General features: G+C 67.9%; 25 protein-coding genes and 1 tRNA gene. 14 read left to right on the forward strand and 12 right to left on the reverse strand.

Annotation, left to right across the window (positions count from 1 at the left end):
* The first annotated feature begins 34 nt into the window (after nt 1-34).
* The 3 genes from ACI3KT_RS10195 to ACI3KT_RS10205 are packed head-to-tail and all read left to right on the forward strand — an operon-like array spanning nt 35 to nt 2,184.
* Nucleotides 35-1,165 carry an aminotransferase class V-fold PLP-dependent enzyme gene (locus ACI3KT_RS10195; RefSeq protein ID WP_404904032.1) on the forward strand — a complete coding sequence of 377 codons (1,131 nt, stop codon included), beginning with the start codon at nt 35-37 and terminating at the stop codon, nt 1,163-1,165.
* A gap of 43 nt (nt 1,166-1,208) precedes the next feature.
* Nucleotides 1,209-1,487 carry a hypothetical protein gene (locus tag ACI3KT_RS10200; RefSeq protein ID WP_404904034.1) on the forward strand — a complete coding sequence of 93 codons (279 nt, stop codon included), beginning with the start codon at nt 1,209-1,211 and terminating at the stop codon, nt 1,485-1,487.
* Between the two features lie 13 nt (nt 1,488-1,500).
* Entirely contained in the window at nt 1,501-2,184 is a 684-nt protein-coding gene (locus ACI3KT_RS10205; protein ID WP_404904036.1) for a hypothetical protein, read from the forward strand.
* Nucleotides 2,185-2,187: 3 nt separating this feature from the next.
* On the opposite strand, the gene ACI3KT_RS10210 is transcribed toward ACI3KT_RS10205, so the two are convergent.
* Together ACI3KT_RS10210 and ACI3KT_RS10215 are read right to left on the reverse strand one after the other, a co-directional pair.
* Nucleotides 2,188-3,264, reverse strand: a complete 1,077-nt coding sequence (locus ACI3KT_RS10210; protein WP_404904037.1) for a 3-deoxy-7-phosphoheptulonate synthase — start codon at nt 3,262-3,264, stop codon at nt 2,188-2,190.
* Between the two features lie 192 nt (nt 3,265-3,456).
* Nucleotides 3,457-3,903: a hypothetical protein gene (locus ACI3KT_RS10215; protein ID WP_292910505.1), complete on the reverse strand. Its 447-nt coding sequence runs from the start codon at nt 3,901-3,903 to the stop codon at nt 3,457-3,459.
* A gap of 127 nt (nt 3,904-4,030) precedes the next feature.
* Between ACI3KT_RS10215 and ACI3KT_RS10220 the strand changes: the two genes are divergently transcribed.
* Entirely contained in the window at nt 4,031-4,468 is a 438-nt protein-coding gene (locus ACI3KT_RS10220; protein ID WP_292910506.1) for an NUDIX hydrolase, read from the forward strand.
* On the opposite strand, the gene ACI3KT_RS10225 is transcribed toward ACI3KT_RS10220, so the two are convergent.
* Both ACI3KT_RS10225 and ACI3KT_RS10230 read right to left on the reverse strand, forming a co-directional pair.
* Entirely contained in the window at nt 4,447-4,953 is a 507-nt protein-coding gene (locus tag ACI3KT_RS10225; RefSeq protein WP_292910507.1) for an aminoacyl-tRNA deacylase, read from the reverse strand. The two genes, ACI3KT_RS10220 and ACI3KT_RS10225, sit on opposite strands and share 22 nt — an antisense overlap.
* On the reverse strand, nt 4,950-5,447 hold the full coding sequence (locus ACI3KT_RS10230; RefSeq protein WP_307293238.1) for a DNA helicase: 498 nt from the start codon (nt 5,445-5,447) through the stop codon (nt 4,950-4,952). Before ACI3KT_RS10230 ends, ACI3KT_RS10225 begins: the two co-directional genes overlap by 4 nt.
* Before the next feature lie 145 nt (nt 5,448-5,592).
* On the opposite strand from ACI3KT_RS10230, the gene ACI3KT_RS10235 reads away from it, so the two are divergent.
* A complete protein-coding gene (locus ACI3KT_RS10235; RefSeq protein WP_292910511.1) occupies nt 5,593-6,150 on the forward strand; it encodes a peptidylprolyl isomerase in 558 nt (185 codons plus the stop codon).
* A 20-nt stretch (nt 6,151-6,170) separates the two neighbouring features.
* Complete coding sequence (locus tag ACI3KT_RS10240; protein WP_404904040.1) at nt 6,171-7,046, forward strand: rhomboid family intramembrane serine protease; 876 nt, start codon at nt 6,171-6,173, stop codon at nt 7,044-7,046.
* 328 nt (nt 7,047-7,374) lie between these two features.
* Here the strand turns inward: ACI3KT_RS10240 and ACI3KT_RS10245 are convergent, their stop codons facing one another.
* A complete protein-coding gene (locus tag ACI3KT_RS10245; protein ID WP_292910515.1) occupies nt 7,375-7,614 on the reverse strand; it encodes a cell division protein CrgA in 240 nt (79 codons plus the stop codon).
* A gap of 94 nt (nt 7,615-7,708) precedes the next feature.
* Between ACI3KT_RS10245 and ACI3KT_RS10250 the strand changes: the two genes are divergently transcribed.
* From ACI3KT_RS10250 to ACI3KT_RS10260, 3 genes are read left to right on the forward strand one after another with little or no spacing between them, the layout of a single operon-like run.
* Nucleotides 7,709-8,503 carry a class E sortase gene (locus ACI3KT_RS10250; protein ID WP_404904042.1) on the forward strand — a complete coding sequence of 265 codons (795 nt, stop codon included), beginning with the start codon at nt 7,709-7,711 and terminating at the stop codon, nt 8,501-8,503.
* A gap of 15 nt (nt 8,504-8,518) precedes the next feature.
* Nucleotides 8,519-8,674, forward strand: coding sequence for a hypothetical protein (locus ACI3KT_RS10255; RefSeq protein ID WP_292910519.1), 156 nt, complete (start codon nt 8,519-8,521; stop codon nt 8,672-8,674).
* Nucleotides 8,671-9,306 carry an anthranilate synthase component II gene (locus ACI3KT_RS10260; protein WP_404904044.1) on the forward strand — a complete coding sequence of 212 codons (636 nt, stop codon included), beginning with the start codon at nt 8,671-8,673 and terminating at the stop codon, nt 9,304-9,306. The genes ACI3KT_RS10255 and ACI3KT_RS10260 overlap by 4 nt, the downstream gene beginning before the upstream one ends.
* A gap of 126 nt (nt 9,307-9,432) precedes the next feature.
* On the opposite strand, the gene pknB is transcribed toward ACI3KT_RS10260, so the two are convergent.
* The 7 genes from pknB to ACI3KT_RS10295 form a co-directional block, all read right to left on the reverse strand.
* Nucleotides 9,433-11,139, reverse strand: coding sequence for a Stk1 family PASTA domain-containing Ser/Thr kinase (gene pknB, locus ACI3KT_RS10265; RefSeq protein WP_292910523.1), 1,707 nt, complete (start codon nt 11,137-11,139; stop codon nt 9,433-9,435).
* Nucleotides 11,140-11,196: 57 nt separating this feature from the next.
* On the reverse strand, nt 11,197-12,927 hold the full coding sequence (locus ACI3KT_RS10270) for a protein kinase domain-containing protein (RefSeq protein ID WP_404904046.1): 1,731 nt from the start codon (nt 12,925-12,927) through the stop codon (nt 11,197-11,199).
* The gene (locus ACI3KT_RS10275) at nt 12,924-14,378 is read right to left on the reverse strand and encodes a penicillin-binding protein 2 (RefSeq protein WP_292910527.1); all 1,455 of its coding nucleotides are present in this window, start codon (nt 14,376-14,378) and stop codon (nt 12,924-12,926) included. Before ACI3KT_RS10275 ends, ACI3KT_RS10270 begins: the two co-directional genes overlap by 4 nt.
* A gap of 82 nt (nt 14,379-14,460) precedes the next feature.
* Nucleotides 14,461-15,846, reverse strand: a complete 1,386-nt coding sequence (locus tag ACI3KT_RS10280; protein ID WP_404904048.1) for an FtsW/RodA/SpoVE family cell cycle protein — start codon at nt 15,844-15,846, stop codon at nt 14,461-14,463.
* Nucleotides 15,843-17,141, reverse strand: a complete 1,299-nt coding sequence (locus tag ACI3KT_RS10285; protein WP_292906618.1) for a PP2C family serine/threonine-protein phosphatase — start codon at nt 17,139-17,141, stop codon at nt 15,843-15,845. Before ACI3KT_RS10285 ends, ACI3KT_RS10280 begins: the two co-directional genes overlap by 4 nt.
* Nucleotides 17,142-17,153: 12 nt before the next feature.
* Nucleotides 17,154-17,669, reverse strand: a complete 516-nt coding sequence (locus ACI3KT_RS10290) for an FHA domain-containing protein (RefSeq protein ID WP_307293267.1) — start codon at nt 17,667-17,669, stop codon at nt 17,154-17,156.
* On the reverse strand, nt 17,669-18,394 hold the full coding sequence (locus ACI3KT_RS10295) for an FhaA domain-containing protein (protein ID WP_404904050.1): 726 nt from the start codon (nt 18,392-18,394) through the stop codon (nt 17,669-17,671). The genes ACI3KT_RS10290 and ACI3KT_RS10295 overlap by 1 nt, the downstream gene beginning before the upstream one ends.
* Nucleotides 18,395-18,630: 236 nt before the next feature.
* On the opposite strand from ACI3KT_RS10295, the gene ACI3KT_RS10300 reads away from it, so the two are divergent.
* The 5 genes from ACI3KT_RS10300 to ACI3KT_RS10320 all read left to right on the forward strand — a co-directional run bounded on the left by ACI3KT_RS10300 (nt 18,631) and on the right by ACI3KT_RS10320 (nt 23,341).
* Nucleotides 18,631-18,713: transfer RNA gene (locus tag ACI3KT_RS10300), tRNA-Leu, on the forward strand.
* A gap of 91 nt (nt 18,714-18,804) precedes the next feature.
* Complete coding sequence (locus ACI3KT_RS10305; protein ID WP_404904052.1) at nt 18,805-19,413, forward strand: GNAT family N-acetyltransferase; 609 nt, start codon at nt 18,805-18,807, stop codon at nt 19,411-19,413.
* A gap of 121 nt (nt 19,414-19,534) precedes the next feature.
* Nucleotides 19,535-21,007 (forward strand): GH32 C-terminal domain-containing protein, encoded by a 1,473-nt coding sequence (locus tag ACI3KT_RS10310; RefSeq protein WP_404904054.1) that lies wholly within the window; start codon nt 19,535-19,537, stop codon nt 21,005-21,007.
* A gap of 44 nt (nt 21,008-21,051) precedes the next feature.
* Nucleotides 21,052-22,389: an ABC transporter substrate-binding protein gene (locus ACI3KT_RS10315; RefSeq protein WP_404904056.1), complete on the forward strand. Its 1,338-nt coding sequence runs from the start codon at nt 21,052-21,054 to the stop codon at nt 22,387-22,389.
* 70 nt (nt 22,390-22,459) lie between these two features.
* Nucleotides 22,460-23,341, forward strand: a complete 882-nt coding sequence (locus ACI3KT_RS10320) for a carbohydrate ABC transporter permease (RefSeq protein ID WP_404904065.1) — start codon at nt 22,460-22,462, stop codon at nt 23,339-23,341.
* Nucleotides 23,342-23,379: the final 38 nt, after the last annotated feature.

Here is a 23,379-nt window from a genome sequence, read left to right on the forward strand (position 1 = left end):
CCGCTGGCCGTGCCGGACTGACAGACTGGGCAGCATGAGCCTTCCCCACGACGACATCGACCCGGATGGCCTGCTCGAGTACTCGGTCGTCTTCACCGATCGGTCCCTCAATCACATGTCGGCGCGCTTCATCGGCGTGATGCAGCAGAGCCTCGAGATCCTGCGCGAGGCGTACAACGCCACGGATGCCGTCATCATCAACGGCGGCGGCAGCTACGCCATGGAGTCGGTGGCGCGGCAGCTCGCCACCGGACGTCGGGCGCTCGTCGTCCGCAACGGCCTGTTCTCGTACCGCTGGTCGCAGATCCTCGACACAGGCGGCATCGCGGCATCCGTCATCGTCTGCACCGCTCGGCCCGACAGCGACGACGCGCAGGCGCAGTGGAGTCCGGCGCCCATCGACGAGGTGGTCGCAGCCGTCCGCAGCGCCCGACCGGAGGTCGTCTTCGCGCCGCACGTCGAGACGGCCGCGGGCATCATCCTCTCCGACGACTACGTGCGCGCCCTCGCCGAGGCGGTTCACGAAGTCGGCGGTGTGCTGGTCCTCGACTGCATCGCGTCCGGCGCGATGTGGGTCGACATGCAGGATCTTGACGTCGACGTGCTCATCAGCGCCCCGCAGAAGGGGTGGAGCGGAACGCCCGGCACCGGCTTCGTCATGCTGGGCGAGCGAGGGAGGGATGCCGTCGCCGCCGGTTCGTCGACCAGTTTCGCTCTCGATCTCGGCCGATGGCTCTCGATCGCCGACGGCTACCGTGACGGCACCGCGGGCTATCACGCGACGATGCCGACCGACTCGATCGCTCGCAACCTCGCCCAGATGATCGAGACGCGCGGGCACGGGTTCACCGCTCTCCGCAACGCGCAGGTCGAACTCGGAACGCGCGTGCGCGCACTGCTCGCCGAGCGGGGATTCCCGTCTGTCGCGGCGGAGGATTTCGCCGCGCCGAGCGTCGTGGTGGTGCACACCGAAGATCCGGGTCTCCGCAGCGGGGCGCTGTTCCGCGAGCAGGGGGTGCAGATCGCCGCCGGCGTGCCCCTGCACTGCGACGAGCCGGAGTCGTTCTCGACCTTCCGCATCGGCCTCTTCGGACTCGACAAACTGACAGACGTCGACGGCACGGTCGAGCGCTTGGCTGCCGCCCTCGACCGGATCGGCCGCTGAGTCGTCCCCGAACGTCGAGCGCCGTCGGCCTAGAATCGGAGACGTGCTCATCGGTCTCATGCGTCCCGTCGAAACGACCTCCGTCGCCGTCGAAGGAGCGAGTCTCGAAGAGATCCAGACTCAGCTCGAGGCGCACCGCCCGGCGGGTTTCGACCTGGTCTCGTCGCCGGTCGAGATGATCAAGGGCGCGGCCGTGCTGAAAGCCGTCGGCACCTACGCCCGCCGCGATCAGGTGACCGAGATCCAGGCCGAAGACCTCGATGCTCTGCACGCCACGGTGCCCGAGGGCTGGCAGCTGCTGAACGTCCGCACCGCTTCCTGACATCGTCGAGTCGATGACGGCGGGATCGGATGCGGACGAGCTGGCGCGACTGCGTGCCCGCGCCTACGGCCGCGACGCCGATATCCAGGCCGACCCGCATGCGCTGCAGCGGCTGAACGAGCTGGAGAACGCCCCGGTCGAGGCGCATCCTGGGGGAGGCGAACCGCCTGCCCTCACAGACGAGACGCCGACGGTCGAGCAGGAGCACACAGATGCGGAACCCGTGTCGCCGCTCAAAGCACGACGGCGATCCCCGCTTTCGCGCCGGGCGCTGGCAGGCGTCTGGATCTCCAGCGTGCTCCTCGCCGGCTTCGCAGGCGCCGGTATCGGCGCCGCGGTCGGCAGCCACGACCCCTCCGTCATCGCGGTACTGTCCGAGGCGCCGGAACTCGGTCCGCCGACTGACTTCGAGGGCCCCGATTTCCCCGACGCGATCCGTTTCCAGGACTATCTCGGGCTCGAGATCATCGCCTACACGATGCCGGAAGCCGACGGAACAACCGCACAGAACTGCATCGCGGTCGCCGATTCCTCCGTGGGTGGCCGGGGAGGCTGCTTGCCGCCGGGACTCGACACGATCGCCGTGATCGAGGTCACCGCCAGCAGTCCGCGACCCCTCCGCGATCGCCATCCCGCCGGCAGCATCATCCAGTTCACGCGCACCGGGGATCGGATCGAGGTGCGCGCGAGCGAGTGACGATCAGCGACGTCGGCGCACGCCCTCGGCCAGCTGAGCAAGCGCGATCTCCGTCGCATCCCACCCCATGCAAGCATCCGTCACGCTCTGACCGCGCACGAGTCCCGCAGGGCCGACCGAGACGTCGAGCTTCTGCGCTCCGGCGACGAGGTTGCTCTCGAGCATGATGCCCGCGATCGCGCGTCCGTCCGCGCCGATCTGCACGGCGAGCTCGGCGGCGACCTCCGACTGTCGAACGTGGTCCTTGCCGCTGTTGCCGTGGCTGGCGTCGACGACGAGTCGGTCGGTCAGCCCCGCAGCGGAGAGCCGCTCCGATGCCCGCTGCACGTGCTCGACGCTGTAGTTGGGACCGTCCGCGCCGCCACGCAGGATCACCGAGGTGTCGGGGTTTCCCGTGGTGGTGACCAGGCTCGCCCGGCCGTCGGCGCCGATGCCCAGGAACGCCTGCGGAGCGGATGCCGCGGCTGCAGCATCCAGCGCCACCTGCAGGCCGCCGTCGGTGCCGTTCTTGAAACCGATCGGCATCGAGAGCCCGCTGGCGAGCTGGCGATGGATCTGACTCTCGGTCGTGCGTGCCCCGATCGCACCCCAGCTGACCAGGTCGGCGGTGTACTGCGGGCTGATCGGCTCGAGGAACTCGGTGGCGCACGGCATCCCGAGCGCCGTGACATCACGCAGGAACGCGCGCGCCATCCGGAGCCCCGCCTCGATGTCGTGACTGCCGTCGAGGTGCGGGTCGTTGATCAGGCCCTTCCAGCCGACCGTCGTGCGCGGCTTCTCGAAGTACGTGCGCATCACCACGAGAAGGTCGTCGCGGTGCTTCTCGGCCTCGCGCGCCAGGCGGCCTGCGTACTCCAGGCCGGCCTCCGGGTCGTGGATCGAGCACGGCCCGACGACGACGAGCAGTCGGTCGTCCTCACCCGACATGATGCGGCGCACCTCTTCGCGGGTGCGTGAGACGAGGGCCGCGCGCTCGTCTCCGACCGGCAGCTCGGCCGCGAGGTCCGCGGGCGAGGGGATCGTCGTGAAGCTGGCGACGTGCAGGTCGGCGGTGGCGTCGATGGTGGCGGCGTCGTGCATGGTCGGGTTCCTGTCCGGTGAAGGGCGGACCCCGGTGCAGAGCCCGCCGAAACGGCGAAAGCCAGAGCGAATGCTCTGGCTTGTCGGCTCTGAAGGTTCGGTACGCGTCAGTGTCGCGACGGCCCCTCCAGAGCCGACTCGAAATACGCATACCAATTGGTCATGGAGACGACCCTACCGCATTCCGAGACCTCAACCGGCTGCGAGTCGGACCCGCTCAGCGAGGAACGCCCGGTTCGCGTCGTCGAGTTCGAGGATCGCGTAGGCCACCGGCCAGAGCGTGCCCTCGTCGAGGTTCGCCGGCTGCTCGAACCCGAACGTGCCGTAACGCGTCTTGAACTTGCTGGCCGGCTGGAAGAAGCACAGCACCTTGCCGTCCTTGCCCCACGCGGGCATGCCGTAGTACGTGCGCGGGACGAGGTGCGGAGCGGCCTCGGTGACGAGGGCGTGCAGTCCCTCGCCGATCACGCGGTCGGAGTCCGACAGCTTCTCGAGGGCGGCCTTGAGATCAGCCTCACCCTCTGCCCGGACGTCCTCGGGAGACTTCTTCGCACGGGAGCGCGCGGTCTTCTTCTCGGCGGCGGCGGCCTTCATGGCGTCGCGTTCTTCGGCGGTGAAGTTCTTCTCGTTGTCAGCCATGATGGGCCTTTCCTGTCGTTGGTGTCTTCAGCGTACGGATGCCTCGGCCGCCGGCACTTCTCGATTCGTGATCGATCGTCGGTCACACGGCCCTCGGCGGGTCGCGGCGCGGGATATTGTGTGATCCATGGACATGCGCGTCGCGGCATATGCCGTCGTCACCGATGACGACGACCGCATCCTCCTCGCGCGATGGGTCGACGGACGACGAGTCGCCTGGACGATGCCGGGAGGCGGGCTGGAGCCGGGTGAGGCCCCCGAGGACGCTGTGCGCAGGGAGCTCCGCGAAGAGACGGGCTACACGGTCAAAGTGGGCGAGCTTCTCGGCATCCACTCCCGGGTGATCCCCGCCAGCCAGCGCGTGCAGAAATCCGATTCGCCCCTGCACACCCTGCGCATCGTCTACCGCGCGCAGGTCACCGGGGGCAAGCTGCGCTTCGAGCACGACGGTTCGACCGACATGGCCGAGTGGTTCACCCGCAAGTCAGTCGCGGAGCTGCAGCGGGTCAAGCTCGTCGACATCGCGCTGCGCATGGCGGGTCTCTACGCGCCGGCCGGCTCCTGATCGGGCCGAGGAGCTTCGGGCGCCGAGATGTCGGCGACGGTCGCGCCGTAGGCGGCGATCAGATCATCGGCCTCGACGAACAGGCTGTACCCGTGCGCGCCCGCTCCCATCGCGATGCGCTGACCGACGATCGTCTCATCGGCGTACACGGGCCAATCGGTGGTGCTGCCGATCGGCACGATCGTGCCGCGCTCGTAACCCGTGGCCGCCAGCGCGAGCTCCGGTTCGGGCAGACGCAGCTTGTTCACTCCGACGATGGCGCGCAGCTTCGGCCACGAGATCGACCGGCCCCCGGGCACGAGGGCGAACAGGTAGGTGTCGTCCGCACGCTTGACCACGAGGGTCTTCACGATGCCGGAGGGGTCGATGCCGAGGATCTCGGCCGCCTCGAACAGGCTCCGCGCGTTCGGCCGCTCGCGGATCTCGATCTCGAGACCACGGGCGGCCGCGGCATCCCGAACCCGGGAGTGCGACTCGTCTGTCACGCGTCGGGTGCTGCGAGCGGGTCGTCTGCGACCCAGAGCTCGTCGTCGGCGCGCAGTGCCTGCCAGGCGGCGTAGAGCACTCCGGCGGCGGCGGCCGCGCCGAGGATCAGGGCGACGATCGAGCCGAGGCCCGGGCCCTTCTTCTCGGGAACGACGACGCGCGCGCGAGGTGCGATGCCCTGACGCTTGGCGTTCGCGATGTCCCACGCGGTGAGCGCGGTGCCCACGACACCGCCGACGATCGGGACGACCTTGTCGTCGACGACGTGCTTGCCGAAGCGCACGCCCTGATCGACGACCGGGGCCACCTTGCGGTTGTACGTGTCCTGCACGACAGGCACGACCTGCTCCCGGTTGAAGTGGCCGAGCTGGCGGCCGGCTTCGCGGGCCACATCGGCGGCGTGGCCGACGAGCACCTGCTGGTTCTCCCAGAGCTGGGTCGCTTCTTCCTGAAGACGACGCAGTTCCTTCTTCCGCTTACGGCTGAGGCTCACGATGCTCTCCTGTCCATTGGAGTACGGGTTCCCCATCTTGCCACGCCTGGCTGGAAGGGGGGAGGGAATCGCCGCCCCCTTGCGTCATCGCCCGATTGGTGCCAGGACCCGGCCAACTCACCGAAAGCTCTGCGAGAATATGGGCATGGTTCTCGCTTCTCATGTCGCAACCCTGCACACCAACCACGGTGACATCGTCATCAACCTCTTCGGCGATCACGCTCCGAAGACGGTCGCGAACTTCGTCGGCCTCGCCGACGGCACCAAGGAATGGACCGATCCCGCCACCGGCAAGCCGGGCGAGGGTCCCCTCTACAAGGACGTCATCTTCCACCGCATCATCCCGAACTTCATGATCCAGGGCGGCGACCCGCTCGGTCAGGGCGTCGGCGGCCCCGGCTACAACTTCGACGACGAGATCAACGCGGAGCTCCACTTCAACGAGCCCTACATCCTCGCGATGGCCAACGCCGGTCTTCGTCGCAATGCCATCACGGGTCAGGTCGAAGGCACCAACGGGTCGCAGTTCTTCATCACCACCGACCCGACTCCGTGGCTGCAGGGCAAGCACACGATCTTCGGCGAGGTCGCCGACGACGCGTCGAAGGCCGTCGTAGACGCCATCGCCGCCGTGCCGACCGCCGCGGGCGACCGCCCGATCGAGCCGGTCGTCCTCCAGTCGATCGACATCGTCGCGGCCTGACGCCGAGCGAGCCGATCCGGATGACGAGCCCCGAGTTCACGAGCAATCGCGACAACTTCTGCTATCGGCATCCGGATCGGCAGAGCTTCGCGCTCTGCCAGCGGTGCATGCGCACCATCTGCCCTGAGTGCCAGACTCAGGCCGCGGTCGGGGTGATCTGCCCCGAATGCATGAAGGCTGATCGCAACAACCGCACACCCGCCCAGAAGAAGGCGGCCCGCCGGTGGCGCGGTGGCGGTTCCCTGGCCATCGCCCGCAGCGGCAAGCCCGTCGTCACCTATGCGCTCCTGGCCGTGACGTCGCTCATCGGACTGCTGCAGCTGATCCCCGGCGCCGGCGACCTGATCACGAGCACTCTGCTGTTCAACTCGGTCTTCCTCGACCCGCGCCTCTTCGAGCCCTGGCGGCTGCTCACCGCAGTGTTCGTGCACGGAGGCTTCATCCACCTCGCGTTGAACATGCTCGGCCTCTGGATGCTGGGGCAGACACTCGAGCCGATGCTCGGTCGCGCACGCTTCCTCGCGCTCTATCTGATCAGCGGCCTGGGCGGATCCGTCGGCGTCGCCCTGATCGCACCGGGCACCTCGACGGTCGGCGCCTCCGGGGCCATCTTCGGTCTCATGGCCGCATTGCTCATCATCGGCCGCCACATCGGCGCCAACGTCACCGGCATCATGGTGATCCTGGGCATCAACCTCGTCTACGGATTCTTCGTCTCGGGCATCGCCTGGCAGGCGCACGTCGGCGGGCTCGCGATCGGCGCCCTCGTCGCCTTCGTCCTTACCCGTACACGCCGTCGTGAACAGCGCACCTGGCAGATCATCTGGCTCTCGGTTATCACCATCCTGTTGATCGTTGCAGGACTGGTCGCGGGGCCACTGCTTCTTAACGCCTGATCGAGAGTTGTTAACAGGGTTTTCAACCCCTGTGAATAACACCGGTGTAATTCTCCCCAGCTGTGGAGAGGTCTGTGGATAACTCTCGCTCTGGGTTTTTGCGCCGACGGGCTCCGGGATGCTGTCCCCGCTCGCAGAGCGGGGACCCTCCCGCTTCGCGGGCCCCTCCCGATGCTCACGGCTGACAGCATCCCTGCGCCCTCACGCATCGCTTCGCTCGCTGCACGGGGATTGGGTCGCATCGCTTCGCTCGCTCGGGGCGTGGGGAGACGACGAAACGAAGAAGGCCCCTCGCGGTGCGAGGGGCCTTCGAAGTTCAGGATGCTGGTCAGCGCCAGCGCGTCGTCATGAGGAAGCCGATCAGCGCGATGCCGAGGCCGATCGCGAGGTTCCAGTTGCCGAGACCCGGGATCGGGAAAGCCATGCCGGAGATGTAGAACACCAGGATCCAGACCAGGCCCAGCAGCATGAAGCCGACCATCACGGGCTTGAACCACACCGCGTTGGGCGCGGCGTCGCCTTCGGCGCGCGTCACTTCGGGTTCGTCGATCTTGCGGTCTCGTGCCATGCCGACATTCTACCCATGAGAGCGCCGGCCTTCATATCGGGCGTTCGCCGGCAGTCGAGGTACGCGCACAGCAATGCCGGATAGGATCAGCGCCATGAGTGCATCCGTCGTCTCGGGGGAGCGACGCAAGCAGAGACGCCGCCCCCGTTCGCGCGCGACCGTCACCAGCGTGCTCGGCGAACTGCTGCTGACGGCCGGTGTGATCGTGCTGCTCTTCGTCGCCTGGCAGATGTGGATCGGCGACATCATCATCAACGCGCAGAAGAACGACGAGGGCGCCGCGATCTCGCAGCAGCTCGCTGCATCACCTGCCCCCGAACCTCCTCCGTTCGAGAAGACCGATGACGGGACGATCGTCTATCAGCCCGTGATCCCCGCAGCGCCGGCCGAAGGCGAATGGCTGGGTCAGATGCTCATCCCTCGCTTCGGCGCGGACTACAACAAGGGCATCTACGGCGGCACGACCCGCGCGAAGACCCTCGATCACCTCGGCATCGGCGTCTACACCGACTCGAAGATGCCGGGCGAGGTGGGCAATTTCGCCATGGCGGGGCACCGCACCACCTGGGGCAAGCCGTTCAACCAGCTCGACAAGCTGCAGGTGGGCGACGCGATCGTCGTCGAGACGCCCGACGGTTGGTTCACCTACCGCTTCCGCACTCTTGAGTACGTCAAGCCGAACCAGACCGAGGTGCTGCTCGACGTGCCTCAGATGCCGGGCGTCGAGACCGGCGAGCGCTACATCACGCTGACCGCCTGCTCTCCCCTGTACTCGCTCGCCGAGCGCATCGTCGCGTACGGCGTCTACGAGAGCTTCCAGCCGCGCGCCGAGGGCCCGCCCACGGCGCTGACCGATCCGCCGCCGCCCCCGGCCGCGCCGTCGGTGTAGGGAACGAGAGGAATCATGTACGCCGCACTCTGGCGCCTGCTGCCCGGTCCGTGGTGGCTGAAGCTGTTCATCCTGCTCGTTCTCGTGACCGCCGTGCTCTACGCGCTCTTCTGGTATGTCTTCCCCTGGGTGAGCCCGTTCATCACACCGGGTGAGGTCGACGTCGAATGACGCGAGTGCTCGTCGTGGACAACCACGACAGCTTCGTGCACACCCTTGTCGGCTACCTGCACGAACTCGGCGCCGACGTCTCGATGGTCGAAGCGGACGCGATCGATGCGGCGGGCCTCGAGGGACTCTTTCCCGAGTTCGACGCCGTCATGCTCTCCCCCGGTCCCGGCGCTCCCGCAGACGCCGGTGCGTCAATCTACGCGGTACGTCTCGCGGCCGAGAAGCGGAAGCCGCTGCTCGGAGTCTGTCTCGGTCATCAGTGCATCGCCGAGGCGTTCGGGGCCGTCGTCTCGGAGGCGCCGGAGCTCATGCACGGCATGGTCTCGGCCGTGGTGCACGACGGCTCGGCGCTGTTCGACGGCATCCCCTCGCCGTTCGACGTCGGCCGCTACCACTCGCTCGCCGTCGCGGCATCGGCTCTGCCCGACGAGTTGCGCGTCACGGCACGCACCGGCACGGGCACCGTCATGGCACTCGCCCACGCCGAACTGCCGATTCTCGGGGTGCAGTTCCACCCCGAGAGCGTGCTCACCGAGGGCGGTTACCGGATGCTCGCGAACTGGCTGGCGTCGGTCGGCGATGCGGATGCCGTCGCGCGTGCCGAGTCCCTGCATCCGCTCGCCCGCGGCTGAGGCCACCCGCTCGTTGAGCCGAGACGATACGCAGTTTCCGCCCACGACTTCAGCTGGAACTGCGTTTCCTCGCTGCGTTTCGTCTCGCTTCGCTCGCTCGCTCAACGACCGGGGAGCAGGGCGGAACTACCCGGCGGGCGCCGCGCAGAAGCGCAGTTCGACGGTCGAGCCGATCGCGATGTCGCCCGGTGCTTCCGACATGGAGATGACGGTCGCGGGGTCGGTCGCGGGGCAGTCGGTGAGCTCGGTGGGCTGGGCCGCCAACCCGATCTGCTCGAGCTGCCGGGTCGCGGCATCCACCGTCCAGCCGGTGAGATCCGTGAGCGTCACGCGTCCACTCGCGACCACGAGGTTCACGACGGTGTCGGGGGCGATCTCGGCATCCGCCTTCTCGCTCGCCTCCATGACCGTGTCTGCCTGAAGGCTCTTGTCGTTGCGCTGGATCACGGTGCCGAGCTGCAGACCTGCGGCCGACAGTGCGTCCTTCGCCTGCGGGAGCGACAGACCCACGAGAGTCGGCACGACGACGGTCTCTTTGCCCGAGGAGACGTAGACGGTGATCTCGTCTCCCTCGGCGACCGCGACGCCGGCTTGGGGATCGGTGCGGATGACGTTGCCCTCGACGATCTCCGAGCTCGATTCGAGTACGAGCTTGGCGGTGAGATCGAGCTCGCTCAACGCGTTCTGCGCGCGCTCCGACGACATGTCGACGACGTTGGGCACGGTGCGCGAGGTCGAGGGCGTATCAGGGCTGCTGATCGAGACGACCCAGAACAGCACCGAGGTCAGCAGCACCGCCAGCAGCGCGACGCCCGCCCAGATCCACGCGACCGGAGGGCCCGACTGCGTGCGTGTCATGGTCGTGTCGGCCGACAGCTGGCGCAGCGAACGGGCGGTCTCCTGAGCCTGCTTCGGGCTGGGGCCGTACAGCTCGCTGGTGAGCGCGCCGATCTCCTTGCGGCTCGGTGCACGACCCTCGACAGCGGCGTCGAGTGCGGCGCGGAAATGCGCGGCGTCGGGGTAGCGCTGGTACGGGTCTTTCGCGAGGGCGCGCAGCACGATCGGGTCGAGGGCTCCCGGGGAGTCCTCGTTGACCTCGCTCGGCGCGAGCGGCGTCTCGCTGACGTGCTGATAGGCGACGGCGACCGGCGATTCTCCGCGGAACGGCTGGCGTCCCGTGAGCAGCTCGTAGAGCACGACGCCCGTGGAGTACAGATCGGCGCGAGCGTCGACGGGCTCACCCTTCGCCTGCTCGGGCGAGAAGTATGCGGCGGTGCCGATGATCTGCGTGGTCTCGGCGACGGTCGATGAGGAGTCGGATACGGCACGGGCGATGCCGAAGTCCATGACCTTGACCTGGCCCTTTTCGGTCACCATGACGTTGCCCGGCTTGATGTCGCGGTGCACGACACCGGCGCGATGCGAATAGTCGAGGGCTTCGAGGATGCCGTCGACGTAGCGCACGGCGTCGTCGACCGACACGGGTCCAGCCGAGATGATGTCCTTCAGCAGGGTGCCGTGGATGAGCTCCATGACGATGTACGGGGTGACGGTCCCGGACGGGGCCCCTGAGCCTGCCTGCGGGTCGGCCTCGTCACCCGCATCGAAGACGCGCACGATCGACGGGTGCGACATGCGCGACGCCGACTGCGCCTCGAGGCGGAAGCGCGTGCGGAACGCGGTGTCGCGTGCGAGCTCCGGATCGAGGATCTTGATCGCCACGGCGCGCCCCAGAGTCAGGTCGAACCCGCGGTACACCTTGGCCATGCCGCCGTGACCGATGAGCTCGTCGACGCGGTATCGACCCGCGAGAACACGTGGCTCTGTGGACACGGACTAAACCCCCTGGAAAACCTGATGACGGTGCGAACAGCCTACGACGCGGTGCTTCTAGTTGCCTGTATCGCCGCCGCCGTCGAGCGTCGGAAGGATCGGCGACGACTGGCCCTGAGGCGAGACGTCGGAGGGACGCTCGCCGCAGAAGGCGCGATACGTCGCCGTGACGACCTGCCCGGCCTTGCCGGTGTCGACCGTGAACGTCGAGGTGCGGGTGTTCGCGTCGAAGCTGCTCACCGGCGTCCCGTTGGCGAAGGTGCCGTTCGTCAGCGTGACTTCATAGGCGGTGAGATTGCTGGTGCCCGAGGGGCAGGTGAAGTTGGTCCAGTTGAGCGTCGCCTGGCCGCCCTCGATGATCGTGGCCGCAGCCGAGAACGTCGGTGCGTTCGTCGGTGCGCCGATCGGGATCTGATCGGTGTACACGAACAGGGCGATCGCGTCGCCCTTCTGCAGAAGACCCGTGGGGCTCACGCGCTCGACCGTTCCGACCTGGTTGGCATCGGATGCGGGCGAGCCGTCCTGGCAGGCCGGGAGGAGTCCGGCATCCGTGGCGATCTGCGTCGCCTCGTCACAGCTCAGACCGACGAGGCCCAGGCCGTCGACGTTGACCGGAGGCTCTTCCGTCTCGGTCTGGGTCGGCTTCGGCGTCGGGGTGTCCTTCGGCGTCTGCGACGTGGTCGATGACGTGGTGGGGTCGGCATCGCCTCCGGCGTTCTGACCGAACAGCGCCCACAAGGTGCCGCCGAGCACGATCACGAGAAGTGCGATCAGCGCGACCAGCGGCCAGGTCCACGGACTGCGCTTCTTCTTCTCGGGCTCTTCGACCTCGCCGTCGGCAGGCAGGCTGGCCGTGGTCGGGAGGATGCGGGTCGCGCCGTCGTCATCGGATGACGACAGCATCCGCGTCGCGTCGTCGACTCCGCCGCCCGTGGCGATCGCCGGCACCGCGATGGCGGCCGAGTTCAGGTCGCCGCGGCGCAGCGCCTGCGCGGCGCGCGCGACGGTCGCCGAGGAAGACGGGCGGTCTGCCGGCTTTTTCGCGATCATCGCCATCACGAGGTTCTGCACAGGGATCGGCACAGTCGGGGGCAACGGTGGCGGCTGCTCGTTGATCTGCGCCATCGCGATCGCGACCTGCGACTCGCCCGTGAAGGGGCGCTTGCCGGCGAGGCATTCGTACGCGACGATGCCCAGCGAGTAGGTGTCTGTGGCGGGCGAGGCGGGGTGGCCCGACGCCTGCTCGGGCGACAGGTACTGCACGGTGCCCATGACCTGACCGGTCGCCGTGAGCGGCACCTGGTCGGCGATGCGGGCGATGCCGAAGTCGGTGATCTTGACACGGCCGTCGGGCGTGATCAGCAGGTTGCCCGGCTTGATGTCGCGGTGCACGAGGCCGGCGGCGTGCGCGGCCTGCAGAGCGGATGCCGTCTGAGCGACGATGTCGAGCGTCTTGTCGGCGCTCAGCGCGCCGTCGCGCTCGAGGATGGTCGAGAGGGCTTCACCGGGAACGAGCTCCATGACGAGGAAGGCGCTGCCGTTCTCCTCGCCGTAGTCGAACACGCTCGCGATGCCCTCGTGGTTGACGAGTGCTGCGTGCCGCGCCTCCGCGCGGAATCGCTCGAGGAACCCGGGGTCCCCCATGTACTCGTCCTTGAGGATCTTGATGGCGACGGTGCGTCCGATGACGTGATCCGTCGCCTCCCACACCTCGCCCATGCCGCCGATCGCAATACGCGACTGCAGCTCGTAGCGACCACCGAACGACACACCCTGCGTCGGTCTCATCTGCCCAGCACCGCCTCTATGACCTTCTTCGCAATCGGAGCGGCGATGGTGTCGCCGGATCCGGACTGCCCTTTACCGCCGCCGTTCTCGACGACGACTGCTACCGCCACCGCGGGATCGTCCGCCGGCGCGAAGCCGGTGAACCACAACGTGTACGGATCGCTTCCGTTCTCCGCGGTTCCGGTCTTACCGGCCACGTCGACCCCGTCTATTCTTGCACCCTGCGCCGCTCCGGTATTGACGCTCGCGACCATCGCAGCGGTCACCGCGTCGGCGACCTCCTTGTCGGTCGCTCTGGCGAACTCGGTGCCGTCGTAGGAGCGCACGACCGAGAGGTCGTTGCCGATCACGGCATCGACCATGTGCGGGTTCATCACCACTCCGTCGTTCGCCAGCCCGGCCGCGACCATCGCGATCTGCAGCGGCGTCGACGTGAGCTGCCCCTGCCCGAAGCCGGTGAGCGCGGTCTGGGGGTCGTTGAGGCCGCTCGGGTACACCGAGGGGGTCGACGTGAGCGGCGTCTCGAAGCTCTTGTTGAAGCCGAACTTCTCGGCCATCTCGCGGATCGTGTCGTCACCCAGCTGTACCGCGAGCTCCGCCATCGGGATGTTGCAGCTCAGCCGCAGCGCCTCGGCGATCGTGACGGTGTCGCCGGGTCCGCACGCGGTTCCCCACGCGTTCGAGACCGTGTTGTTCGACTGAGGCAACTGGTAGCGAGCGGGGTTCGGCAGGGTCGAGTCGGGCGTCCAGTCGCCTGTGGCGAACGCGGCGGCCGCAACGAGGATCTTGAACGTCGAACCCGGAGGGTTCAAGCCACCGGCGATCGCCCGGTTGTACAGCGGGTTCGTCGGGTCGGCGTCGAGCTGGTCGTAGGCCGCGTTCGCCGCGTCGGCGTCGTGCGTGGCGAGGAGATTCGTGTCGAATCCAGGAGTGGAGACCATCGCGAGGATGCGCCCGGTCTTGGGCTCGATCGCGACCACCGCGCCCTGCAGACCCTGCAGCGCCTCGTAGGCCGCCCGCTGGGCCGCAGTGTTCAGCGACAGCTCGACGCTGAGCCCGGTCTGCGGTTGACCCGACACGATCCGCTCGATCTCCGAGAAGAAGGCGCTCGAGCCGGTGCCGGAGAGATCGGCGTTCAGCGCCTTCTCGATGCCGGTCGCCGACTGCAGGGCCGGGTTGAAGTAGCCGGTCACCGGCTCCCACATCGCGGCATCCGTGTACACGCGCTGGAACTGGTAGATGTCATCGCTGGGCACGGACGATGCGATCGCGACGCCGTCGACGATGATCGATCCTCGCTGGATCTCGTAGCTGTCGAGACGGGTGCGCTTGTTGTTGCTGTTCTGACCGAGCGCATCGGCGTCGACGACCTGGATCCAGCTCGCCGCAGCGAACAGCGACAGGAACATGAAGAGCATCACGATGCTGAGGCGGCGCAGTTCTTTGGTCATGCGACGCCCCCTGGGGTGGAGTGCACAGCGGTCACTGAGCGAGGAGCGCCCTTCGACAGGCTCAGGGACCTATGGATGGCGGTCATCCGATCACCATCCTCGGCTGGGAGCGCACGGCATCCGAGATCCGCAGCAGCAGGGCCACGATGAGCCAGTTCGCCACCAGCGATGAGCCGCCGGCCGCGAGGAACGGCGTGGTGAGTCCCGTGAGCGGGATGACGCGCGTGACGCCGCCGACCATGATGAACACCTGCAGCGCGATCGTGAACGACAACCCGGTGGCGAGCAGCTTGCCGAAGTCGTCTTGCCCGGCGAGGCCGATGCGGATGCCGCGGCTCACGAACACCATGTACAGGCAGAGGATCGCGAACAGCCCGATCAGGCCGATCTCCTCGCCGAGGCTGGTGATGATGTAGTCGCTCTGCGCGAGCGGGGTGACCTCGGGGCGGCCCTGGCCCCAGCCGGTGCCCACGAGCCCGCCGTGAGCGAGTCCGAACAGGCCCTGCATGGGCTGGTACCCGGCGCCGTCGGGGTCGACCTGCTTCGGGTCGAACAGGAACAGCCAGTTGATGAACCGTCCGTGCACGTAGCTGAGGACCTGCGTGGCGACCACGGCGCCCGCGAGCACGAGTCCGAGGCCGATGAGCACCCAGCTCGTCTTGCCGGTGGCGACGTAGAGCATCGCGACGAACATGCCGAAGATGAGGGTTCCGGTGCCGAGGTCGCGCTGGAACACGATGATGCCGAGCGAGATGACCCAGACGACGAGGACCGGGCCGAGCTCGCGCATGCGCGGCCATGTGATGCCGAGGAACCGCGTTCCCACCGAGGTGAGGCTCTCGCGGGTGCGCACGAGGTAGCCGGCGAAGAAGACGGCGAGGCAGAGTTTCGCGATCTCACCGGGCTGGAACGAGATGAATCCGCCGAGCGACACCCAGACGGCGGCGTTCGCCTCGTCGACGCGGAGCCCGGGGACGAACGGGAGCAGCAGCAGAACGATGCCGGTGAGGCCGAAGATGTAGGTGTACCGGAACAGCACGCGATAGTTGCGCAGCAGGATGACGACTGCGATCGCCCCGGCGAGCGAGATCGCCGTCCACGCCAGCTGCTTCGTCGAGTAGGCATCCCAGCCGGTGTAGGCCTTCGCGATGTCGATGCGGTAGATCATCGCGATGCCGAGGCCCGTGAGCAGCGTCGCGATCGGCAGCACGAAGGGGTCGGCGTCGCGGGCGACTACGCGCAGCACGATGTGCAGCGCGAAGGCGAGGGCGGCCAGGCCGCCGCCGATCGCGAGGATCATCGGGTCGATCACGCCGAGGGCGCCCAGCTGCACCAGGGTCAGAGAGGCACCGCTGATCACGGTGGCGAACAGCAGCAGACCGAATTCGCGGTTTCGCTGCGTCTGCGGCATCCGGATGCTGCGGAGCGCCTTGATGACGCTGGTGTCGGCGGCGACGTCGGTGCTCATCCTGCACCCTCCGTCGGCGTCGGCACGGGTGTCGGCAGCGGGGTCTGCGTCTGCTGCGAGGTGATCGCGTCTGCGCCGGCCTGCAGGCGGGCGACGATCGCCTCGGCATCAGACAGCGAGCGGGCCGTGATCGTGCGTTCGACCGAGAGGCGCTGGTACTCGGGCAGGTCGGCGAGCAGGATTTCGGTGTCGCGCAGCGGCGTCGAGAGCGTGATCGGCCCGATGTTCTGTTGCACGCCCTGGAAGATCACGACGCTGTCGTCGTCGGCGCCGATGAAGTAGCGCGTCTGTGTCCAGCTGTAGGCCGCGAAGGCCGCGATGCCGAGCATGACCAGCACCACGAGCATTCCGGCGATCCAGCCCAGGCGTCGCCTCTTGGCGCGTCGGCGGTCCTCTTCGATGAGCTCCTCGAGGTACTCGGGTGCCGGTTCGAAGTGGCTGGGCTCGTTCGCCGCCTGGCGTACGGGGTGCAGCCAGTTGCTGAGCGCCGAGCGGGCCGCGGGGATCGTGATGTTCGCCGGGTTCGAGGCCGATCCGACGATGGTCGGGGTGCCCGAGGAGATCGCGTGCTGACCGCCGACGTCGACGAGCACCATCGTGACGTTGTCGGGGGCTCCGCCGTCGAGCGCCTGCTTGAGCAGGGTGTCGGCCGTGCGACCGGGAGCGGCGCCCATGCGCATCGCCTTGAGGATGTGCGCCTCGTCGACCACACCGGAGAGCCCGTCGGAGCACAGCAGCCAGCGGTCGCCCGGCTGGGTGTGCATGACGAACATGTCGAGCTCGGGGTCGGCGTCCATGTCGCTGAGCACCCGCATCAGCACCGAGCGGCGCGGGTGATAGCGCGCCTCCTCCGGCGTGATGCGGCCCGAGTCGACGAGCCGCTGCACGAAGGTGTGGTCGGCGGTGATCTGGGTGAGCGCGTCGTCGCGGTAGAGGTAGATGCGCGAGTCGCCGATGTGGCCGATGACGGCGTAGTCGTCGACCATGATGATGGCGCTGAGAGTGGTGCCGAGTCCGGCGAGCTCAGGGCGCTCCTTGGCCGCGCGGATCAGATCGCCCGCGGCCGTGGTCGCGGCGGCCTGCAGCGATGCCTGTGCGTCATCGGTCGACGCGTAGACCTGGTCGAGCGGCTCCATGCGGTGGATCGCGATGCTCGAGGCGACGTCGCCGCCCGCGTGGCCGCCCATGCCGTCGGCGACGACGAACAGGTTCGCTCCGGAGTATCCGGAGTCCTGGTTGTTGGAGCGGACCTTCCCGGTGTGGGAGATCGCGACGCTCGAGCCCTCGAAGACCATGCGTACGGGGCCTTACGCTCTCAGCTCGAATGTGGTGGCGCCCACCTTGATGGGCGTGCCGAGGGAGAGCGAGACGGCGGCGCCGGTGACGCGCTTGCCGTTCACGTAGGTGCCGTTCGTGGAGTCGAGGTCTTCGATCGTCCAGGTGTCTCCACGGAGCACGAGCCGCGCGTGATGGCTGGAGGTGTAGTCGTCGCGGATCACCAGCGCCGACTCGCTCGAGCGTCCGATCGACAGGCTCTCGCCCGTGACGGGCAGCTCGAGGCCGGCCTTGGGGCCGGAGGTGATCACGAGTCGCTTGGCGGTCGCGACGGTGGCGGGGCCGGTCGAGGGCCTCGCGGATGCCGGCTTCGATGCCGCCGGTGCGGCGGGTGCGGGTGCCGGGACCGCGGCGGCCTGGTCGGCCGGGAGCTTTCGCACCTTCACGCCGAAGAGGTCGGCGCGCAGGGAGTAGACCACGGCGAACACGAAGAACCACAGCAGCAGGAGGAATCCGAGCCGCAGCAGGAGAAGAGGAAGCTCGGCCATCAGATCACTCCGAAGGCGCGGGTCGCGTCGTCGTCGCGCGGCCGCGCGGGCCGTGCGGGAGCGGTGATCGGGACGATCTTGAAGACGAGGTCGGTGCGACCGATCGTGATGGTCGTGTCGGTCGGCAGGGCCGCCTCGCGGAGCTTCTCGCCGTTGACCTTGGTGCCGTTGGTCGAACCCAGATCGCGCATCATCGCGCGCTCGCCGTCCCACAGGATCTCGACGTGCTTGCGGCTGGATCCGGCATCGGAGATCGTGATGTCGGCATCCGATCCGCGTCCGACGATGGTCCGAGCGCGGGTGAGCGCGTGGCGGCGTCCGTCGACGTCGACCACGGCCTGCCAGCTGACCCGGCCCTCGACCGTGCCCGAGGTCACGCGGACGGTGCCCGTCGTGATGCTCTCGTCTGCTTCGAGCGAGATCGAAAGAGGGCCGGAGAAGCTGTAGCCCTGGGACTTCGCGTGCGTGGTGAGGAGCGCGTGGAGCTCATCGGTCAGCGCTCCGCCGAGTGCCAGCATCCGCTCCGCATCGTCGGGGCTGAGCCGCACGATGTAACTGTTGGGCGTGATGATGCGGTCGCGGCTGACGACAGCCGCCTTCGTGTCCGCCTCGCGCCGCAGCGCCGAGGCGATCTCGACGGGCTGGATGCCGCTGCGGAAGGTCTTCGCGAACGCGCTGTTCACTGCGCGCTCGAGACCCTTCTCAAAGCTGTCAAGTAGTCCCACTGGGCTCCTCTGGCATGCCGACCGGTGGGTACATCGTAGCCAGGTGTCCTGAGTGAACGCCGTTGCGCGGCGGATTCCTGGACGGCGTCGGGGGTTGTGCCGGGTTGCGAGATCGGGGTTTCGGGACGACCTCCGGCGCGGGAACACGGGTCTCGCGGGGTTCGTCGAGCCGAGTTTTCGCCGGGCCGGAACGCGTGATATCTTTGGGAAGTTGAGTTCTTCGGAGCGAGACGCTCGCGCGAGTGGCGGAATGGTAGACGCGCTGGCTTCAGGTGCCAGTGTCCTTATGGACGTGGGGGTTCAAGTCCCCCCTCGCGCACAGCGAGAAGAAGACCCGGTCTGATGGCCGGGTCTTCTTCGTTGAGGGGCTGCTGTGCGCTTCCCGACGCTCCCCCGGTAGCGTCGCTCTTATGACCTCCCCGTGGTTGCCGAAGCCGACTCTGCACGGCGATCGCGTGACGCTGCGTCCGTTCACGGCGGCGGATGCCGAGGCGATGGGCATCATCCTCGCCGATCCCGAGGTGCTCAGGCTCACGGGTTCGGTCACCTCGACGGCTGAGATCGCGCAGGCGTGCCCTGTCCCCGACGAACGCACGCGTGACTGGTACGCCACCCGCACCGAGGTCGATGAACGCCTCGACCTGGCCATCATCGACAGTGCGACCGGCGCACTCGTCGGAGAGGCCGTGCTCAACGACTACGACGCCAACAGCAGCTCGGCGAATTTCCGCACGCTCATCGGGCCGGAGGGCCGCGGCCGAGGCCTGGGCACCGAGGCCGCCCGGCTGATCATCGGCTACGGGTTTGAGAAGATCGGCCTGCACCGGATCGGCCTCGACGTGTACGCGGTCAACTCGCGGGCCCAGCACGTCTACGAGAGCGTCGGCTTCGTCGTCGAGGGGATCAAGCGCGACGCCTTCGCCTTCGACGGCGAGTACGTCGACGAGGTGTGGATGTCGATCCTCGCCGACGAATGGGCGGCGCACCGCGGGCGGCCGGGGTTGGCCGCGCGAGGCTGACGAGTCGAATGCCGCTTGAGTGCGTCCCGTCGAAGACTCGCGCTGATTAACCGCTTGACCAATCTCTATAGCCCCCGCTAGCATCGTGCGTAACCGATTAACCAATGGCGATAGGACGGGAATGGACCAGCGAGGGTTCTACCAACCGGAAGACGGATGGGTCGGGGATGTCATCCCCTGGCAGGAAGACGGCGTCTTCCACCTCTTCTACCTGCACGAGACGCGACGCACCCCCAAAGAGGGGATGCCGTGGCACCGCATCACGACGGAGAATCTCGTCGACTTCGCCGAGCAGGGCGAGGCCATCGCGTCCGCCGGCCACGACGCCGACGACTTCAACATCTACACCGGCAGCATCGTGCAGGGCGGCGACGGCGTGCACCACGCCTTCTACACGGGTCAGAATCCCGACCGTCGCGGGGTCGACGGACTGCCGCTGCAGCTCGTCATGCACGCGACCAGCCATGACGGCATGGCCACCTGGCAGCGTCACCCTGAGCACACCTTCGGTGCGACGGCCGGCTACGAGACGGCCGACTGGCGCGACCCCTTCGTCTTCCGCGACGAGGAACGCGGGGTCTGGCGGATGCTCATCACCGCCCGCCATGTCGGCGGTCCCACCCGTCGTCGCGGCGTCGTCGCGCAGTGCATCTCGCAAGACCTCGTCACCTGGGAGCCGGCGGCGCCGTTCTGGGACCCGCGCCGAGGCGTCGCCCACGAATGCCCCGAGGTCTTCCAATGGGGCGACTGGTGGTATCTCGTCGCCTCCGAGTTCAGCGACTCCTTCACGACCCGCTACCGGATGTCACGCTCCGTCGACGGGCCCTGGATCGTGCCGGAGCACGACACCCTCGACGGCCGCGCGTTCTACGCCGCCAAGTCCGCAGCACGCGGAGACCGCCGACTGTTCTTCGGCTGGATCGCCTCCCGCGAGGGCTCGATCGATGACGGCGCCTGGCAATGGGCGGGAACGCTCTCTGTGATCGAAGCCGAGCAGCGCTCCGACGGAACCCTCGCGTTCCACCCGGCCGGCGAACTGCGTGAGACCTTCGGCACCGGCGCGGCCGCCCTCCCGGCGAACACTGTGCTCAGCGCCCCCGACGGCTACACGAGCGCGCTGACCGACGCCGACGCCCCCGATTCCTTCCGGCTCACCGCCGTGTTCGACATCGACGAGGGCGCCCGCGAATGCGGAGTGCTGCTGCGTGCGAGCGCCGACGGCGACCGCGGGTACTCCCTCCGGCTCGAACCGCGGCGCGATCGCCTCGTCCTCGACCGGTGGCCCCGTCGCTCGACCGGCACCGAGCAGTGGCAGATCTCGGGCGACGTGCCGTTCGTGATCGAGCTCGAACGACCCGTCCACCTGCCGGCTGGTCGGCATGAGCTCGAGGTGATCGTCGACGGTGACCTCTGCGTGGCGACGGTCGACGACGCCGTCGTGCTCAGCACCCGCCTCTACGACCATCGCGCCGGCCGCGTCGGTGCATTCGCCGGCGACGGCTCTGTCACCCTCGAGAGCTTCACGCTCCACGAACGCGCCGATCGCAGCATCCGCGCGGCCGAATCCGCCACGGCATCCGCAGTTCTGTCCTGACCGCACCACCAGTTACCCGCATCATGAATCGAAGGAGATTGACCATGACCCGACCTGCGCGCAGGATGGCGTTCTTCGCCGCAGCCGCCGCGACCGCGATCGTCCTGTCCGGCTGCACGGGCGCCGCGACCGGCGCCGACCCGACCGACGTCGACCCCGAGGGCGAGATCGTCCCTCGTGAGATCTCGTGGCTGCTGTCGCGCCCTGCCGACGGCGGAGTGATCACCGCGATGGAGCAGATCGCCGACGAGTACGCCGCCGACCACCCCGGCTTCAAGCTCAACCTGATCACCACACCCGACCGCCCCTCGTACATCCAGAAGTACGAGACCCTGGCCGCGGCGAACAAGCTCCCTGAGCTGTTCGACACCGACGCGACCCCGTTCGCCCAGAAGCTCGCCGGGCAGGGTCGCATGGTCGACGTCGACCTGCTCCTCGACGACCTCGGCCTGTCCGACGACTACCGGGAGGCGGCTCTGAACTACCAGCGCTTCGACGACGGCTCGCTGTACATGGTGCCTTTCGAGTTCCAGCTCGAGTTCTTCTGGTACAACACGGAGCTGTTCGAGAACGCCGGCGTACAGGTCCCCGCGACGCTCGACGACTTTCCGAAGATGTGCACCGACCTCCGCGCTGCAGGCATCACACCCATCGCCCTCGACGGCCAGGACCAGTGGCCGCTGGAGCGGTACATGGCCTACTACCCCTTCCGCCTCGAAGGCCCCGGCTACGTGCAGGACCTCAAGAACGGCAAGGCGAAGTTCTCCGATCCTGCCGGCCGTGCCGCCGCCGAGTGGCTGTACGAACTGGGACAGGCCGGATGCTTCTCCGAGGGCTTCTCGGCGACCGGCTACGCCGACGCACAGGCGCAGTTCACGTCGGGGAAGGCGGCCGTCTACAACATCGGCACCTGGGAACTCGGCAACCTCGCGACCGACGCGCTCGATCCCGCCGTGCGTGATGCGGTCGACTACTTCACGCTGCCCACGATCGACGGCGCGGCCACTGCCGACAACGAGTACGTGACACCCTCGGGCATCGGCATGGCAGTGAACGCGAAGACCTACGACCCGCTCGTGCGGGACTTCCTCGCCTTCGCCCTCGAGCGGTACCCCGCACTCGTGGCGGAGACCGGCGCCTTCTCGCCGACGTCGAACGTCGAGACGACAGTTCCCGCCGGCGCCACGCCGCTCTACACGAAGGCGCTCGAGCAGGCGAATGACGTCGGCTCGGCCATCGCGATGCCGTGGGACACCCAGCTCGACCCGGCGACCAACACCCGCCTGCAGCAGGAGCTCACCCTTCTGGTGCAGGGCGAGATCACACCAGACGAGTTCATCGAGACCATGGATGCCGCTCTCGCGGAGAACAGCGATGGCTGAAGCCCTGACAGCCGAGGCGGGGGCGGTACGTCCGCGCCCGCCTCGGCGCTCCTCCCGCATGAGCACCTCGATGCTGCCGAGACGCTCGGCTCTGTCGGTCGCGGTGTTCCTCGTTCCGCCGCTGCTGCTGTACGGCGTCGCGGTTCTGCTGCCGATCCTGCAGTCGCTGGTGCTCAGCTTCTTCCGCTGGGACGGCATCACGGACATGCTCTTCGTCGGCATCGACAACTACATCAAGATGTTCACGCGCGACGACGTCTTCTGGATCGCGTTCGGCAACGCTCTCGGGTATCTCGCGATCTGCCTCGTGCTGCAGCTCGGCGGCGCACTGGTCGTAGCCAGCCTCCTCACCGCGCTCCCGCGGGCGCGAGAGGTCGTGAAGACGCTCTACCTGCTGCCGGCGATCATCTCCACGGTCGCGATCGCCTTCCTGTTCCAGCGCATCTACTCGCTCGACCCGGTCGGCCTCATCAACCAGGTTCTCGCCTGGGTGGGGCTCGAGGGGCTGCAGACGGCGTGGCTCTCCACCGTTCAGACCGTGCTCGCGGCCGTGTCGATCCCCGAAGGCTGGCGCTTCACCGGCCTGTACATGCTGATCATCTACGCCGCGCTCATCTCGGTGCCGCAGGAGCTGGAAGAGGCGGCACGCCTGGACGGCGCCTCCTGGTGGCAGGTGTTCTGGCGCATCCGCTTCCCCCACATCCGCCCGGTGTGGATCACGACCACGATCATGGCGACAACCTTCGCCCTGCGCGGCTTCGACATCCCCTACCTGCTCACCGGCGGCGGACCAGGACAGGCATCCGAACTGCTCACCACGTACATGTACAAGACGGCGTTCGTGCATACCGACTACGGCTACGCCAGCGCGATCTCGGTGTTCATCGTGGTCGAGTGCCTCGTCGCCGTCGGACTCATCCTGCTCATGCTCCGCCGAAGGAACGACTCATGACCGTGCTCGCAGCCCCGCCCGCCGCACCCGCGCCGCCC

The sequence above is a fragment of the Microbacterium sp. ZW T6_19 genome, from assembly GCF_044987465.1.
Lineage (GTDB): Bacteria > Actinomycetota > Actinomycetes > Actinomycetales > Microbacteriaceae > Microbacterium > Microbacterium natoriense_A.